This window comes from Streptomyces sp. NPDC096040 (assembly GCF_040303265.1).
GTDB lineage: Bacteria > Actinomycetota > Actinomycetes > Streptomycetales > Streptomycetaceae > Streptomyces.
The window spans coordinates 88,118-102,841 of record NZ_JBEOTA010000010.1; the positions used below are offsets into that span (position 1 = coordinate 88,118).

Annotated in this window: 12 protein-coding genes, 1 tRNA gene and 2 pseudogenes; 6 read left to right on the forward strand and 9 right to left on the reverse strand. The window is 69.3% G+C overall.

Annotated features, from left to right (window positions below; translation table 11 throughout):
• Positions 1-179: 179 nt before the first annotated feature.
• From ABTY98_RS15480 to ABTY98_RS15500, 5 genes are all read right to left on the reverse strand, one after another.
• A complete protein-coding gene (locus ABTY98_RS15480) occupies positions 180-1,664 on the reverse strand; it encodes a peptidoglycan D,D-transpeptidase FtsI family protein (protein ID WP_352221419.1) in 1,485 nt (494 codons plus the stop codon).
• Positions 1,661-3,100: an FtsW/RodA/SpoVE family cell cycle protein gene (locus tag ABTY98_RS15485; RefSeq protein ID WP_352221420.1), complete on the reverse strand. Its 1,440-nt coding sequence runs from the start codon at positions 3,098-3,100 to the stop codon at positions 1,661-1,663. Before ABTY98_RS15485 ends, ABTY98_RS15480 begins: the two co-directional genes overlap by 4 nt.
• A gap of 27 nt (positions 3,101-3,127) precedes the next feature.
• The gene (locus ABTY98_RS15490; RefSeq protein WP_352221586.1) at positions 3,128-4,693 is read right to left on the reverse strand and encodes a Stp1/IreP family PP2C-type Ser/Thr phosphatase; all 1,566 of its coding nucleotides are present in this window, start codon (positions 4,691-4,693) and stop codon (positions 3,128-3,130) included.
• A gap of 90 nt (positions 4,694-4,783) precedes the next feature.
• Positions 4,784-5,308 (reverse strand): FHA domain-containing protein FhaB/FipA, encoded by a 525-nt coding sequence (locus tag ABTY98_RS15495; RefSeq protein ID WP_351738084.1) that lies wholly within the window; start codon positions 5,306-5,308, stop codon positions 4,784-4,786.
• A 10-nt stretch (positions 5,309-5,318) separates the two neighbouring features.
• A complete protein-coding gene (locus ABTY98_RS15500) occupies positions 5,319-6,203 on the reverse strand; it encodes an FHA domain-containing protein (RefSeq protein WP_352221421.1) in 885 nt (294 codons plus the stop codon).
• Between the two features lie 406 nt (positions 6,204-6,609).
• On the opposite strand from ABTY98_RS15500, the gene ABTY98_RS15505 reads away from it, so the two are divergent.
• Positions 6,610-6,693 (forward strand) — tRNA-Leu (locus ABTY98_RS15505).
• Between the two features lie 194 nt (positions 6,694-6,887).
• On the opposite strand, the gene ABTY98_RS15510 is transcribed toward ABTY98_RS15505, so the two are convergent.
• The 3 genes from ABTY98_RS15510 to ABTY98_RS15520 form a co-directional block, all read right to left on the reverse strand.
• On the reverse strand, positions 6,888-7,370 hold the full coding sequence (locus ABTY98_RS15510) for a hypothetical protein (protein WP_352221422.1): 483 nt from the start codon (positions 7,368-7,370) through the stop codon (positions 6,888-6,890).
• Positions 7,371-7,839: 469 nt separating this feature from the next.
• Positions 7,840-8,628 carry a hypothetical protein gene (locus tag ABTY98_RS15515; protein ID WP_352221423.1) on the reverse strand — a complete coding sequence of 263 codons (789 nt, stop codon included), beginning with the start codon at positions 8,626-8,628 and terminating at the stop codon, positions 7,840-7,842.
• Between the two features lie 2 nt (positions 8,629-8,630).
• On the reverse strand, positions 8,631-9,104 hold the full coding sequence (locus tag ABTY98_RS15520) for a hypothetical protein (protein ID WP_352221424.1): 474 nt from the start codon (positions 9,102-9,104) through the stop codon (positions 8,631-8,633).
• Positions 9,105-9,467: 363 nt separating this feature from the next.
• On the opposite strand from ABTY98_RS15520, the gene ABTY98_RS15525 reads away from it, so the two are divergent.
• Both ABTY98_RS15525 and ABTY98_RS15530 read left to right on the forward strand, forming a co-directional pair.
• Entirely contained in the window at positions 9,468-9,932 is a 465-nt protein-coding gene (locus tag ABTY98_RS15525) for a hypothetical protein (RefSeq protein WP_502994239.1), read from the forward strand.
• 7 nt (positions 9,933-9,939) lie between these two features.
• A complete protein-coding gene (locus tag ABTY98_RS15530) occupies positions 9,940-10,170 on the forward strand; it encodes a hypothetical protein (protein WP_352221426.1) in 231 nt (76 codons plus the stop codon).
• A 167-nt stretch (positions 10,171-10,337) separates the two neighbouring features.
• On the opposite strand, the pseudogene ABTY98_RS15535 reads toward ABTY98_RS15530, so the two are convergent.
• A pseudogene (locus ABTY98_RS15535) lies at positions 10,338-12,425 on the reverse strand (ABC transporter permease); the annotation flags it as partial.
• On the opposite strand from ABTY98_RS15535, the pseudogene ABTY98_RS15540 reads away from it, so the two are divergent.
• From ABTY98_RS15540 to ABTY98_RS15550, 3 genes and pseudogenes are all read left to right on the forward strand, one after another.
• Positions 12,400-12,546 (forward strand): annotated as a pseudogene (locus tag ABTY98_RS15540) (DNA-binding response regulator); the annotation flags it as partial. The pseudogenes ABTY98_RS15535 and ABTY98_RS15540 overlap by 26 nt on opposite strands.
• 106 nt (positions 12,547-12,652) lie before the next feature.
• The gene (locus ABTY98_RS15545) at positions 12,653-14,116 is read left to right on the forward strand and encodes a DUF2252 domain-containing protein (protein ID WP_502994230.1); all 1,464 of its coding nucleotides are present in this window, start codon (positions 12,653-12,655) and stop codon (positions 14,114-14,116) included.
• Between the two features lie 30 nt (positions 14,117-14,146).
• Positions 14,147-14,716 (forward strand): hypothetical protein, encoded by a 570-nt coding sequence (locus ABTY98_RS15550; protein WP_352221428.1) that lies wholly within the window; start codon positions 14,147-14,149, stop codon positions 14,714-14,716.
• The last annotated feature ends 8 nt before the right edge of the window (positions 14,717-14,724 follow it).

Genomic DNA, 14,724 nt, shown 5'->3' on the forward strand with positions numbered 1-14,724 from the left:
CCGACCGGCACGGGTGTGCGGTCGGAGGCTGCCGTCCGGGCCTACCGTACCCGGCTGTGTTTGTGTGACCTGGCCAAGCCCGTAACCCGATACAGGACCGGTATCGCAACGTGCGTCGATGTGAAGGAGACGTGAGCGGTTTCACGTCCCACGGCGCCGGGGCGCCGTGGCGGGCGGGGTCACTTCTTGGAGTTGATGACCGCCTCCATCACGCTCTTCGCGATCGGGGCCGCGAGGCCGCCGCCGGAGATGTCGTCGCGGTTGGCCTGGTCGTCCTCGATCACCACGGCGACGGCGACGGGCTTGCTGCCGTCGGGGAGCTTGGCGTAGGAGATGAACCAGGCGTAAGGGTTCTCGCTGTTCTCGACACCGTGCTGGGCAGTACCGGTCTTGCCGCCGACGGTGGCGTTGTTGAGCTGGGCGTTTGTGCCGGTGCCCTGCTTGACGACCGTCTCCATCATCGACTGGAGGATCTGGGCGTTGGAGGAGGACAGCGGCTGGCTCAGTTCCTGCGGGTCGGTCTGGGAGACGGTGTCGAGGTTCGACGACTGCAGCTTGTCGATCATGTACGGCTTCATCAGCTTGCCGTCGTTGGCGACCGCGGAGGCGACCATGGCCATCTGGAGCGGGGTCGCGGCGGTGTTGTACTGGCCGATCGAGGACAGTGCGGTCTGCGACTGGTTCATGTTGTCGGAGAAGACCGAGGCGCTGGAGCGGACCGGGGTGAACTGTTCGGCGTCGAAGCCGAACTTCTTGGCCTCGGCGAGCATCTTGTCGTTGCCGAGGTCGGCGCCGATCTTGCCGAAGACGGTGTTGCAGGAGTACCGGAGCGCGATCCGCATGGTCGCGTTCTTGCAGGGGATGCTGCCCTCGTTCTTCAGCTCGGTGGTGGTGCCCGGCATGACGTACGGCAGCGGTGACTTCGTGGCCTCGTCCGCGGAGGTGTACAGCCCGTTCTGCAGGGCGGCCGCGGCGGTGACGACCTTGAAGGTGGAGCCGGGCGGGTAGGTCTCGCGCAGGGCCCGGTTCAGCATCGGGTCGTTCGGGTTGTACTTCTTCTGGAGCTTCTTCCAGGCCTCGGCGTCGGTGTCCGAGGTGCCGGCGAAGGCCGAGGGGTCGTACGAGGGATAGCTCGCCAGGGCCAGGATCTTGCCCGTGGCGGGGTCCAGGGCGACGACGGCGCCCTTGCCGCCCTGCTTCTTCAGCCCGTTGTAGGCGGCGCTCTGGGCGGCCGCGTTGAGGGTGGTGACGACGTTGCCGCCCGACTTCTGCTTGCCCGTGATCATGTCGAGGGTGTTGCGGAAGAAGAGCCGGTCGTCGTTGCCGGTGAGGATGCCGTCCTCGAGGGACTCCAGCTGGTTGGCGCCGAAGGCCTGGGAGGCGTAGCCGGTGACCGGGGCCCACATGGGGCCGTTCTTGTAGGTGCGCTTGTACTTCAGGTCGTTGATACCCGAGGAGCCGGAAGCGGTGGAGCCGGTGATCGGGTTGCCGTCGACGATGATGTCGCCGCGTGCGGTGGAGTATCGGGCGATGGTGACCCGGCGGTTGGCGGGGTCCTCGCGCAGGGTGTCGGCCTTGACGTACTGGAGCCAGTTGTCGCGCAGCAGCAGGGTGAGGACCAGCAGGCCGCAGAAGATCGCGATCCGGCGCAGGGGCTTGTTCATGACGGGCGGACCACCTGGGTCATCTCGGCGTCGGGGTTGGCGGCGGGGGCCGGGGCCGGGCGGCGAGCGGTGTCGCTGATGCGGATCAGTACGCCGATGAGCGCCCAGTTGGCGATGACGGAGGAACCGCCGTATGCGAGGAACGGCATCGTCATACCGGTCAGCGGGATGAGGCCCATCACACCGCCCGCGACGACGAACACCTGGAGTGCGAAGGCGCCGGAGAGGCCGACGGCGAGGAGCTTGCCGAACGGGTCGCGGGCGGCGAGTGAGGTGCGGACGCCGCGTTCCACGATCAGGCCGTAGATGAGCAGGATCGCCATGATGCCGGCCAGGCCCAGTTCCTCGCCGAAGGTGGCGAGGATGAAGTCGGAGTTGGCGGCGAACCGGATCAGTTCGGAGTGGCCCTGGCCGAGGCCGGTGCCGAGGGTGCCGCCGGAGCCGAACGCCCACAGGGCCTGCATGGCCTGCTCGGAGTGGCCGGCGACGCCTTCCCGGGAGAGTGTGTACTCCTTCATGGGGTCGAGCCAGGCCTGGACGCGCTGCTGGACGTGCGGTTCGAAGCTGGCCACGCCGACCGCGCCGACCGCCGACATCAGCAGACCGAAGAAGATCCAGCTGGTCCGCTCGGTGGCGACGTACAGCATGATGACGAACATTCCGAAGAACAGCAGCGAGGTACCGAGGTCGGTCTCGAACACCAGGATGAGGATCGAGATGAACCAGACGACCAGGATCGGGCCGAGGTCGCGGCCGCGCGGCAGGTAGAGCCCCATGAAGCGGCGGCTGGCGAGCGCGAGGGCGTCCCGCTTGACCATCAGGTAGCCGGCGAAGAACACCGCGAGGACGATCTTCGCGAACTCTCCGGGCTGGATGGTGAAGCCGCCGATGGAGATCCAGATCTTGGCGCCGTACACGTTCAGGCCGAGGCCCGGGACGAGCGGGAGCAGCAGCAGGAAGAGCGCGGCCACCATGGAGATGTAGGTGTAGCGCTGGAGTGCTCTGTGGTCCTTGAGGAAGATCAGGACGACGATGAACAGGGCGATGCCCATCGCGGTGTACAGCAGCTGGTTGGTGGCCTTGCCGCCGGCGACGTGGATGGACTGCAGCAGTTTGGACTGGTCGAGTCTCCAGATGACGACCAGGCCGAGGCCGTTGAGCAGGGTGGCCAGCGGCAGCAGCAGGGGGTCCGCGTACGGGGCGAACCTGCGGACGGCGAGGTGGGCGACGGCGGCCAGGAGGCCGAGGCCCAGGCCGTAGCTCAGCAGTCCGGCGGGGACCTTGTCGTTGATGGCCAGGCCCACGTTGGCGTAGGCGAACACCGGGATGGCGACGGCGAACACCAGCAGCGCGAGCTCGGTGTTGCGCCGGCTCGGTGTGCCGATGGAGCCGATGGTGGACGTGTGGTTCGTCGACGGGTTGGTAGTACTGCTCATCGTGTGACGGGGCCTCTCACGGCTTGCCTACTGCTTACCGCACAGCGAGACGACCTTCTGCTCATCCTCCGAGAGGGTGGGGCCGGGGCTGGGGGTCGCTGAGGGGGACGGGGACGGTGACGCCGTGGAGGACGCCGAGTTCGAAGGGCTTGGCGAGGCCTTGGACGTGAGAGAGGTCTTGGTGGTTCCCGTGGTGCCGCCGGCCTCGCCCTGGCCGGTCTTCGAGTTGGTCTTGGACTCGGACGCGGTGCGCTCCGACTCCTTCTTGCAGGCGGAGGCCTGCACGGCCAGCTCCTGGACCTTCGACTGGGCGTCCTTGAGTCCGCCCTCGGCGATGGTGGCCTTGACCTGCTTCTGCTGGTAGGGCGGCAGGTACTTGAGTTCGATCTCGGGGTGGTCCTGCTCCACCTTCGACAGTGACACCCAGGCCAGGTCCTGGCTGATGCCCTGGTACAGCGCGATGTGCTCGGCGTTGGTGCCGACGTAGTACTGCGTCTGCGTCCAGCGGTAGCCGCCGTACAGGCCCCCGCCGATGACGGCGAGGGCGAGGATGCCGTAGAAGGATCTCTTCAGCCACCTGCGGCCCTTGCGGGGCTTGACGAAGTCGTCGTCGGTGTAGTCGTCGAAGCTGCCGGCCGGGACGTATCCGGTGGTGTCGCCCGAGCCGGGCGGCCCGAACTCGCCGCCCCCGCCGTGGCCGTGGCCCTGGCGGCCGAGGTTGGCGGCCCGGCCTGCCGGGGTCTGCATGATGCCGTTGTCGTGCAGGTGGTGCTGGTTCTCGGCGACGGCGCCGACCACGACCGGGGTGTCGGAGAGCTGCCCGGCGAGGGTGTCTCCGGTGTCCAGGTCGAGGACGTCCGCGATGATGACCGTGATGTTGTCGGGGCCGCCTCCGCGCAGCGCGAGCTGGATCAGCTCCTGCACGGTCTCCTGCGGTCCCTGGTAGCTGGCGAGGGTCTCCTCCAGGGTCTGGTGGGAGACGACCCCGGAGAGCCCGTCGGAGCAGATGAGATAACGGTCACCCGCGCGGACCTCGCGGATGGAGAGGTCGGGCTCGACGTGGTCGCCGCTGCCCAGCGCACGCATCAGCAGTGAGCGCTGCGGGTGGGTGGTGGCCTCTTCCTCGGTGATCCGGCCCTCGTCGACGAGCCGCTGCACCCAGGTGTGGTCCTGGGTGATCTGCGTGAGCTGGCCGTCCCGCAGCAGGTATGCGCGGGAGTCGCCGACGTGCACCAGGCCGAGCCGCTGGCCGGTCCACAGCAGGGCGGTGAGGGTGGTCCCCATGCCTTCCAGCTGGGGGTCCTCCTCGACCATGGCGCGCAGCTGGTCGTTGGCGCGCTGCACGGCGTGGCCGAGGGAGGTGAGGATGTCGGAGCCGGGCACGTCGTCGTCGAGCGTGACCAGGGTGGAGATCACCTCGGAGGAGGCGACCTCACCGGCGGCCTGGCCGCCCATGCCGTCGGCGATGGCGAGCAGGCGGGGACCGGCGTAACCGGAGTCCTCGTTGCCCTCCCGGATCATGCCTTTGTGCGATCCGGCGGCGAAGCGCAGTGACAGACTCATGCGCACCTCGCCCGTCGGCTCCGGGTACATCCGCACGGTGCCCACCCTCCGGTCGGGAGCGCGCAAAGGACCGGCGTCCGGTCCGCCGCTGCGTGCTCGCTCCGCTCGCTCATTTTCGTACTACTTCCGCAGCTCGATGACGGTTTTGCCGATGCGGATCGGTGCGCCCAGCGGAATCGGTGTGGGGGTCGTCAGCCGGGACCGGTCCAGGTATGTGCCGTTGGTGGAGCCGAGGTCCTCGACGATCCACTGGCCGTCGCGGTCCGGGTAGATCCTGGCATGGCGGCTGGAGGCGTAGTCGTCGTCCAGCACGATCGTGGAGTCGTGGGCGCGGCCCAGGGTGATGGTCTGTCCCTGGAGGGCGACCGTCGTACCCGTGAGCGTGCCCTCGGACACGACGAGCTTGCTGGGGGCGTTGCGCCGTCGGCCGCCTCCGGCGGCGGGCTGCTGGCCGCGCTGCTGCGGGGGCGCGGCCTGCTGCCGGGCGGCGGGCTGCTGCCGGCGTCCTTCTTCCCTGCGCGATCCGCGCTGGGTGACGCGCGTACCGAACAGGTCGCTGCGGATGACCTGCACGGCCACGATCACGAACAGCCACAGTACGGCCAGGAAACCCAGCCGCATGACCGTGAGGGTCAGCTCTGACATTGCCCCCGCTTCACCCTTCGGCTTGCCGGTAAATGATGGTGGTGCTGCCCACGACGATCCGCGAGCCGTCGCGGAGCGTAGCGCGGGTGGTGTGCTGCCCGTCCACCACGATGCCGTTGGTGGACCCGAGATCCTGGATCGTCGAGGGCGTTCCGGTCCGGATCTCGCAGTGCCGGCGGGAGACGCCGGGGTCGTCGATCCGCACGTCGGCCTCGGTGCTGCGGCCCAGCACGAGCGTCGCGCGGGAGATCTGATGGCGGGTGCCGTTGATCTCGATCCAGTAGCGGGTTCGGGAGCCGGGTGCCGCGGCGCCGACGGGCCCGGTGGGTCCGGCGGGCCGCGGGGCGGCGGGCTGGGCCGGCTGCGGGTAGCCGTAGGCGCCGGGGCGCTGCGGGGCGGCGGGGGGCGGTGCGCTCGGCATGGGCGGGGCCGCGGCGGACGGCGGGTAGCCGTAGCCGCCCGGTCGCTGCGGGGCGCCACCGGCCGCGGGCGCGCGCTCCGGGGCGGCCTGCTGGTTGCTGGAGGAGGCGAGGGTGCGGCTGCGCACCCGGTACAGGCCGGTGTCGAGGTCCTCGGCCTTCTCCAGGTTTACCTTGATCGGCCCCATGAAGGTGTAGCGCTGCTGCTTGGCGTAGTCGCGGACCATCCCGGCGAGCTCGTCGCCGAGCTGCCCGGAGTAGGGGCTGAGCCGCTCGAAGTCGGGAGCGCTCAGCTCGACGATGAAGTCATTGGGTACGACGGTCCGGTCGCGGTTCCAGATGGTCGCGTTGTTGTCGCACTCGCGCTGCAGCGCACCGGCGATCTCCACGGGCTGGACCTCGGACTTGAACACCTTCGCGAAGGTGCCGTTGACCAGACCTTCGAGACGCTGCTCGAACTTCTTCAGGACTCCCACAGGGCACCTCCTCTGTCGCCTTGCCCGTACGGCCTGCCGTCACCGCTACTGCTCACTGATCGTATCTACGCGCCCGGCAATCAGCCGGTTCCCCCAGCGGCCCCCCTTCGAACTCCTCGGCACGCTTCTCCTGTCAAGGATCGGCGCTTCTTCTGCCAAGGATCGTAGAGGTGGGCCATGACCAGTGTCCCGCACCTGACTGTGGACCTGATCCGTCTCCTGGACAGAAGGCCCCGACCGGTACGAGGTTGATACGTGAACGCCGACTGCTCGGTACGTGAGCTTCAGGTGAGCGCTGCCCGGAGACAAGGGATGTGAACCCACCCCTTCCTGCGTGCTAGTGTTCTGCGTGTCGGAAGGGGCCAGCCCGCGAGAAACAGGGCCGGAACCGGAGGACACACCCAATGCGCGGGTGGCGGAATAGGCAGACGCGCTGGATTCAGGTTCCAGTGCCCGCAAGGGCGTGGGGGTTCAACTCCCCCCTCGCGCACAGAGAGATACCGACGAAACGGGCTCTCATCAGTGACGGAAGTCACGGTGAGAGCCCGTTCCTCGTTGTGGTGGCGGGCTGTGGCCCGGACGGGTACGTGGCAGGCCCCGGCGGTGAGGTATCTCACGGTCGGGGCCCTGCTTTTTGGTGCTGCTGGTTGTTTTCCGGGTGGTGCTGGGGTGGTGCCGGCCGGGTCAGGCGGCCGGCACCAGATGGCCGGTGGGCGCCCAGGTCCCGGGCCCTTTGGTCTTCCGCCTGTGGTGGGTGCGGCGACGTGGGCGCTCGCCGCAGAGCGCGAGCGTCTCCAGCCATTTCTTGATCTTGCGGCGGTTGGCGTGGGCGAGCTGGAAGGCCAGAAGGATCGTCTGGGCCGCGATGCCGCGGATGCGGCGGGAGCCCGCGGCTTCGATTCCCTCGGCCAGTGGGTTCTTGGCGTAGCCGTTGTAGCCCTCGACGCTGTTGCGGAGCCGGAAGTAGATCTTCTGCCATTCCGGGCCGCCGTACTCCAGAGCCTGCCACTGCTTGGCGCCGGCTTCTGGGCTGACGGTGATGGTGTTTTGGCGGTAGACCTTGACGGGGCCCGCTGGGCTGGGCTCCGGGTCGATGAGCGGATGGATGCCGCGGCCCAGCGTGTGAGGCTTGATGAGGCACTGGGTCTTGCCCGCTTCGGCAGGCACATCATCCGCTGATAGCCGTCGGCGTCGGCGTTCTGCTTCGGCGTGAGGCGATATCCGCGGCGGGCGGCGATCCGCCGGACCCACGTCTCCCGGTCGATGCGCTCGGCGTGCAGGTCGATGGTGGCGTTGATGAGGGACTTCGGCATGGACGGGCAGTACCAGCGGCCCTCGACGAGGATCGCGCCTTGCTTGCCGAGCTGGTCCGCCCGGTAGTCGTAGACGGGCTTGAAACCCATGGCCCGGACGGGACGCTGCCATTCTGCGGGCTCGGAGTTGTTGTAGGCGCGGTCGCCAGCCAGGTAGCCGGGTTTGTATCCCCGCTCTTGGAGCCGGTTGAGGACCTTCAGGCCGTTGTACGCCGGTCGCTGACCGGGTTTGTCGAGGGCGACGCCGAGGACGACGACTGGCAGGACGTCGGGGTTCGGGGTGCCGTCGTCAAGGAGTACGGCGTCGTGTTCGGTGTCACGGGTCACGATGAAATGGGCGTCGTAGCCGAAGAGGTACTTCTTCTTGAGCGAGGTCTTCTTCTTGCCCGGAGACGCCTTGGCTTTGCCCTTCTTGGCGGGTGGCGGAGGCGGGCGCATGGAGTCGGACACCGGTGCATCTGGGTCTCGGTGGTCGCCTTCTCGGGCCCGTTCGTTCGACGGCCGCGGGAGAACGTGCGGACGGGGGTGGCGTCCACGCCCAGGGAGACCTCTGCCAGTTCTGCCAGCAGATCGTGGAGGGGGCGTACGGAGGCGTCCAGCACGAACTCGGTGAACAGAGCCAGCCGTCGTTCCCGCTCCGCCAGCTCGTCGACGTCGGCCGCCGCCGTCAGTACGTTCGCCTCCTCGCGTGAAAGGTGCCCGTTGGGCGGCAGCGGGGAGGGGTTCATCGCGTCCTTCATCGCGTGGAAGAGCCGGCGTACGACCGCGTAGGCGGCTTCGAATCCCTGGTCGTGGTCGTCGTATTCGGGGATGTCGAGACGGGCGCGCAGTTGAGGGGAGATGCGGAAGTACAGGATATCGGTGACCCGTTCCAGGACGATCTTGCCGCCGGTGTCCTGGGTGCAGAGGTAGAGGCCGACCAGGAGGTTTCTGAGGTGCAGGGGGCGGTGTCGGCCGCGCGGGAGGGGGACGAACTGCCGCAGCAGAGGGACGAGTTGGCTGTTGTCGACCTCCTCGATCGCTGCCTCGACGTCGGTGTCGTCGATGAATCTGCGCCTGGCGCGCATCGCCAGGAGGCGCTGGTGGCGATCGCTGGGCAGGCTGCGTGGCACGGTCATTGGCTGCCTCGCAGCAGGCGGGCGGCTTCCTCGGCGGGGACGGCACTCAGAAACGGCAGGATGCGGGAGAGGCCGTGGAGGGTGTCGACGCCGGCCGCCGCAACGATGACGGTGATGGGAAGCCGCTCTTCGAAGAGTTCGGCCAGCCATGTGGCTCTGAGACGGCCCATGACCAGGCGCGGGACGTTCGGGCTGGGCTGGGTGCGGGCCAGGAAGTTCGTGACGGTGTTCGTGCCGCGGCTGTAGGAGTTGGGGCGGAATAGATATTGCGCGGCGTCCGCCGTCTCGAGACGGTCGGCAGCGGAGGCCAGGACCCCTTCCCAGGGGCGTCGGCAGAGGATTTCCCGTTTCCGGGGAGCGCGAGTGGCAACGACGACCGGGCCGCTACCTCCTGGGGCTCTGCGGACGACGTGGACGCGCAGCGGGATGATTTCCGGTGAGTCGAGGCCGACACCGAGCCCGAGTGCCATGAGCGTCTTGCAGCCCCAGCGAAGTTCCTCGGTCGGCTGTCCGTCGACCCAGCCCCACAGGTCCGCGAGCTCGGTCCGGCTGTACGGGCTGTTGGGAACCGAGGCCGACAGCTTGGCGGGTCTCCCGGTCCGGGCATTCGCTGCCCAGGACGACCTCGCTGAGCCGCAGGAGCCTGGTCCGGTAGTTGCCGCGGGTGCTCTCCCTCACGTTGGGGCAGCCGACCGCGAAGAAACGAATCACCTGGTCAGCGCACTACCTTTTGATCACTCAAGTCGGTGAACCCGCCCATCGGCCAGAAACATGATCGCGGCGACGGAGTTCATTTCGGTCGGAAGAGATTGTCCGCCGGAAGGGGAATGTTCATGGTCGCGTTGTATCGGTCCAGGCTTTTCACGGCTCTTGCTGCCGCGTGCGCTCTCGTACTGGCGAGTTCCTCGGTGGCGCAGGCCGGTGCTGTCGGGTCGACTCCTGTCCAGACCTTCGAGTACAGCGTAGGCGGCATGACGATGAAGGTTCCGACCGGCTGTTTGTTCACGCACATCCTTCGAGGCGGCGGGAAGAAGATTACCTACCAGAACGCTGGCGTCGACTGCGCCTTTGTCGGCGCGCTGAGCAGCGGGTTCTGCAACTGGCGGATCGACTTCACGTATGCCAACACCAACAACAAGACCTATCGGACATCCCGAGGGCGAACGCATGCCGAGTGCAAGATCGATCCGATGAGGAACAACTCTCCCCAGACGTTGCCTCGTTATGGAAAGGCGTGTGCGCATCTCTACGTCAATGGGGTGCGGCGTGTGAGTCAATGCCACCACATCACGAAGTGAGCCGTTCATGATCGATCAGCAGCAAGGACGGGAGCAACCCGGGGAGCCGCGACGGCGGTCGGCTGGGGTCGCCGCGTTCGCGGCGGGTCTTGTACTGACACTCGCCTTCTTCGCCTTCTTTCCTGGGCTTCCGCACGTCATCGACTGGGGCGCGATCGTCGTCGCCATCCTGGTAGGAGCGCTCACCCGATGGATCTGCCAGTCCTGGATGGGAAAGAGGAGCAAAGAGAGCAATTGAGTTCGGGCCCAGGGAGGCGGGCCGCCAAAGGGCTCTGCGAGGCCACCGAGCACGGACGTCGTTGTCACGGTGGGTCTTTTTGCTGTGCCGTTGTGGTTCATGGGGGCGGGCGCAAGGCTCCTCGGCCCGGGTGCCGGTGTGATTTTCCTGTCGGTGTGAGGTGTCTCTCACTGGGCGGACCACTGGGTGGACGGGTGGGGTTTCCGGGTGGCCGCGGCGGCCGGTGCGGTCGCGGCCAGGACCGCGAGGGCCGCGCAGACGGCGGTGGTGGTGGCCAGCGTCGGCCAGGGGAGGGCGAGGGTGGCCGGGGCGTTCAGGACGTGCAGGGCCGCTCCTGTGGTCGCCAGGTTGAGGGTCGTGACCAGCAGGCCCAGCAGGGCGCCGACCGTGACCACCGTCAGCGCCTCGGCGCCGACCAGCCGCAGCACCTGTCGGCGGCTGGCGCCGACCAGCCGTAGTGCGGCCAGTTCGCGGACCCGGTCGGAGGTGGCCATCACCATGGTGTTGACCAGGGAGATCCCGGTGTAGAGGAGCGCGATGCCGAGGACGAGAAGGAAACCGAGGCGGGTGGTGCGGTCGGTCCGCGGGTAGGCCGCCGCGATCCACTGGTCCGCGGTACGGACCCGGCCGCCGTCCGCCCGGACCGCCTGGCGCAGGCCGGCGGCCACCATGGCCGCGTCCGCGCCGTCCGCCAGGGCCACGTCGACCCGGTCGACGGCCGCGCCGGAGGCGTTGGCCGGGGTGACGTAAACACCGTTGTCGCCGGTGCCCCTTCTCATCACGGCGGCGATGCGCAGGGTCCGGCGCGTGCCGTCGCCCAGCCACACCCGCACCTCCTGGCCGACGGTGTGCCTCTCCCACTCCTCGTTGACGATGATGGAGCCGTCGTCGAGGTCGGTGGTCCGGCCGGCGGCGAGCGGGAGGCGCGTGGTGGCGGCCAGCGCCGCGGGATCGGCGGCCCTGGCCCCTGACTTGACCAGGGCGACCCCGTCCTCCAGGACGTACACCGCGCTCGCCGAGGTCACGGAGACCTCGGTGCCGGGCACCGCGCGCAGTGCCTTGAGTGTCGTGTCGTCGAACTCGCCCGCCGAGGGCGTGACGACGAAGGCCGCGGTGGTCCGGGCGCGGGTCTCGGCGGCCCTGGCCGCGTCGAGGGTGGCGGTGGCGCCGAGCAGCGAGCCCGCGAGGGCGACCGTCACCAGCACGGGCGCCGCGACGGCCGCCGTACGGCGCACCGCGGTTGCCGCGTTCTCGCGTACCAGCATGCCGCCCGCGCCCGGGAGCCGCGCCGGGACCCAGGTGAGCAGCCGGGTCAGCGGGCGGACCAGGACGGGTGCCAGCAGGGCGACCGCCGTGATCAGCAGCATCGGCCGGGTCACATAGCTCTTGCGGTGCAGCAGTTCGCCGGGATCGTGGAGGAACGGGAGCACGGCCGCGGCCAGCAGCAGGCCCCCGCCGGACAGCCAACGTCCCCAGGTCATCGGCCTGTTGTCAACGGCCGTCGCGCGCAGTGCCTCCGCCGGCCCGGTCCGGCCCGCCCGCCAGGACGCGGCGACCACCGCGCACAGCGCGACCAGCACTCCGGTCGAGAAGGCCGCGCAGTACGGCCAGACGGCGTCACCCGTCTCGAACCAGCCCGGCGCGAGTCCGCCGTCGACCGTCCAGCGGACGAGGTGGGGTGCGCCGTACCGGCCGAGCACACAGCCCGTCGCCGAGGCGACCACCCCGTAGCAGCAGGGCCTCGGCTGCCACGGTCCGGCGGAGCTGCCCGGGCGTCGCCCCGGCGGCCCGCAGCAGACCGAACTCGCGGCGGCGCTGGACGACCGCGAACGCGAACGTCGACGCCACCACGAACACCGACACGAAGGCGGCGACCCCGCCGGCCGTGCCGAACAGGGCGTTCAGCGCGGTCAGCGCCTCCCGGTCACAGTCGGGGTCCGGGTCGGCGTAGCGGCGGTCGTCGCCGGTGAGGACCTGGACGCCCGGGATGCCCCGCACCGCGTTCCGTACGGCCGTGACATCGGCGCCTGTGGCCAACTGCACACTGCGGGGCTGGAGTGCGCGGCCCGGGCGTCGGTGTAGAAGACGGCGTGCTCGAAGCCGCGGTCGGTGACCGTGCCGACGACCGTGACGCTGCCGCGGTTCGTGCGCACGCTCTGGCCGGGCTTCGCCCAGGTCCCGCTGACCACCACCTCGCCGCCGGCGCGAGGGGCGCGCCCCGAGCTGATCTCGTACGGCGCGAACGCCCGCGAACTGGTGGTCTCGGCGGCGGCGGTGGGCAAGCACATCGGGGGGATCCTGACGAAGCTGGACCTGCCGCCCGCGCAGGAGACACATCGGAGAGTGCTGGCGGTGCTGGCTTATCTGAGGGGCTGATCCCGGAGATACGCGACAAGGTCTGCCACCTCCATCCGAATACGCGGAAGTTGTCCACAGGGCCTGATGTGGTTCCGGCCCCCACCTGTACCGTTTCCACGAGTTGATGTTCGTGCGTGTGCGGGTGCGGAGTACGGGGGAGGCGGTCGACGTGACCGGACTGGAAGGGCTGACGACGGCCGGGGCGCGCAACCTGCCCTCGCCGAAGGGCTTTGCGCAGTGGCCTGCGAAGGGCTCGCCCAAGGAGGAGGGCAAGGCGCTGCGTTCGGCCGTGCCGCGCGGCAGCCATGCCGCCCTGGACCTGGACGGCTCCCGGCCCCACGCGGTGAGCGCGGTCGAGGAGTCCAACCGCGACCGGATCCCGGAACTCATCCCGATAAGGGTCGGCAGGATGGCGGCGAGCCCGTTCGCGTTCCTGCGCGGCTCGGCCGGCCTGATGGCGCACGATCTGGCCCGCACCCCGATGACCAGGATCGCCACCCAGATCTGCGGCGACGCCCACGCGGCCAACTTCGGTCTGTACGGCGACCCGCGCGGCGACCTCGTCATCGATCTCAACGACTTCGACGAGACGGTGCTCGGCCCCTGGGAGTGGGACCTCAAGCGGCTCGCCGCGTCCCTGGTGCTGGCCGGCCGGGAGGCGGGCGCCGACGAGGACGTGTGCCGCAAGGCGGCGGGTGACGCGGCCGGCGCCTACCGCCGCACCATGCGCCTGCTGGCGAAGCTCCCGGTGCTGGACGCGTGGAACGCCATCGCGGACGAGGAACTGGTCTCCCACTCCGACGCCCACGACATGCTCGGCACCCTGCGCCGGGTCTCGGAGAAGGCCAGGGCCAACACCAGCGGCCGGTTCGCGGCCCGCTCCACCGAGCCCACCGAGAACGGCGGGCGCCGCTTCGTCGACGCCCTGCCGGTGCTGCGCCGGGTCGCGGACGAGGAGGCGGAAGCGGTGGTGGCGGCCCTGGAGCACTACGTCACCACGCTCTCCGAGGACCGCCACCCGCTGCTCTCCCGGCACACCCCGCACGACGTCGCCTTCCGGATAGTCGGCACCGGCAGCGTCGGCACCCGGTCGTATGTCGTGCTGCTCCTCGACCATCGCGGCGAACCGCTGATCCTCCAGGTCAAGGAGGCCCGCCCGTCCGCGCTCGTCCCGCACCTGGCGACGGCCGGGTTCGAGGCGTCCGCCGTCGGCCACGAGGGCCGCAGGGTGGTCCTCGGGCAGAAGCGGATGCAGGTGGTCAGCGACATCCTGCTCGGCTGGACCACGGTGGCCGGCCGTCCCTTCCAGGTCCGCCAGTTCCGCAACCGCAAGGGCAGCGTCGACCCGGCCGCCCTGTCGCCCGACCAGATAGACGACTACGGCCGGATGACCGGCGCCCTGCTGGCCCGCGCCCACTCCCACGGCGCCGACCCCCGCCTGATCGCCGGCTACTGCGGCAAGAACGAGGAGCTGGACGACGCGATCGCCGCGTTCGCGGTGACCTATGCCGACCGCACGGAGGCGGACCACGAGGAACTGGTGGCCGCGGTGCGGGCGGGGCGGATCGCGGCGGAACTCGGGGTGTGATCGCCGGGTGAGGGGTGCTGAGGTGCTGAAGTGAAGTACGTCGTCATCGGTGAGGGTGAGGGTGGGGGCGGGAGTGAGGGCCTCGGGCCGGTGTTCGGTGACGGTGGTTACAGCGTGGGGCCGGTCTTCGCTGACGGCACCGACGGCGCGGGGCCGGTCTTCATCGATCCCAGCCCTTACCTGGCGCGGTTGCCGGAGTTCGCCGGTGACCTGCCGCCCGGCGCTCGCGCCTTCGCCACCGACCCGGGCCACTACGACCTCGGCGGCCACCGCTGTGTGAAGGACCTGCGCCCGCTGGACATGCGGCGCACGGCCCCCGACGACATCGAGATCCGCTTCCGCCCCAACCGCTTCCACCACAACCGGGTCGAGCACGACGAGGACCTGGTCGTCCGCTACTCGGGGGTCTCCCGCTTCCAGAGAGACATCCTGGGCGCCTGCGATCTGACCTCGCTCGGCGAGGTGATCCTCGACGAGATCCTCCCGTATCCCGGCGGCTGCACCCATGAGCTGGCCTGCCGCCCCGGAACCCTTGTCGTGGCCTGCAGAGATCTGGTCGCGGAGTGGGTGGCGGCCACCCACGAGGACGACAGGCCCTAGTCTGGTCG

What these genes read in the sequence shown, in the direction of transcription:
- ABTY98_RS15480 (WP_352221419.1), bottom strand. Translation starts at nt 1,664, where the DNA reads ATGAACAAGCCCCTGCGCCGGATCGCGATCTTCTGCGGCCTGCTGGTC.
- ABTY98_RS15485 (WP_352221420.1), bottom strand. Translation starts at nt 3,100, where the DNA reads ATGAGCAGTACTACCAACCCGTCGACGAACCACACGTCCACCATCGGC.
- ABTY98_RS15490 (WP_352221586.1), bottom strand. Translation starts at nt 4,693, where the DNA reads ATGTACCCGGAGCCGACGGGCGAGGTGCGCATGAGTCTGTCACTGCGC.
- ABTY98_RS15495 (WP_351738084.1), bottom strand. Translation starts at nt 5,308, where the DNA reads ATGTCAGAGCTGACCCTCACGGTCATGCGGCTGGGTTTCCTGGCCGTA.
- ABTY98_RS15520 (WP_352221424.1), bottom strand. Translation starts at nt 9,104, where the DNA reads ATGGCACTCGGGCTCGGTGTCGGCCTCGACTCACCGGAAATCATCCCG.
- ABTY98_RS15525 (WP_502994239.1), top strand. Translation starts at nt 9,468, where the DNA reads ATGGTCGCGTTGTATCGGTCCAGGCTTTTCACGGCTCTTGCTGCCGCG.
- ABTY98_RS15530 (WP_352221426.1), top strand. Translation starts at nt 9,940, where the DNA reads ATGATCGATCAGCAGCAAGGACGGGAGCAACCCGGGGAGCCGCGACGG.
- ABTY98_RS15545 (WP_502994230.1), top strand. Translation starts at nt 12,653, where the DNA reads ATGTTCGTGCGTGTGCGGGTGCGGAGTACGGGGGAGGCGGTCGACGTG.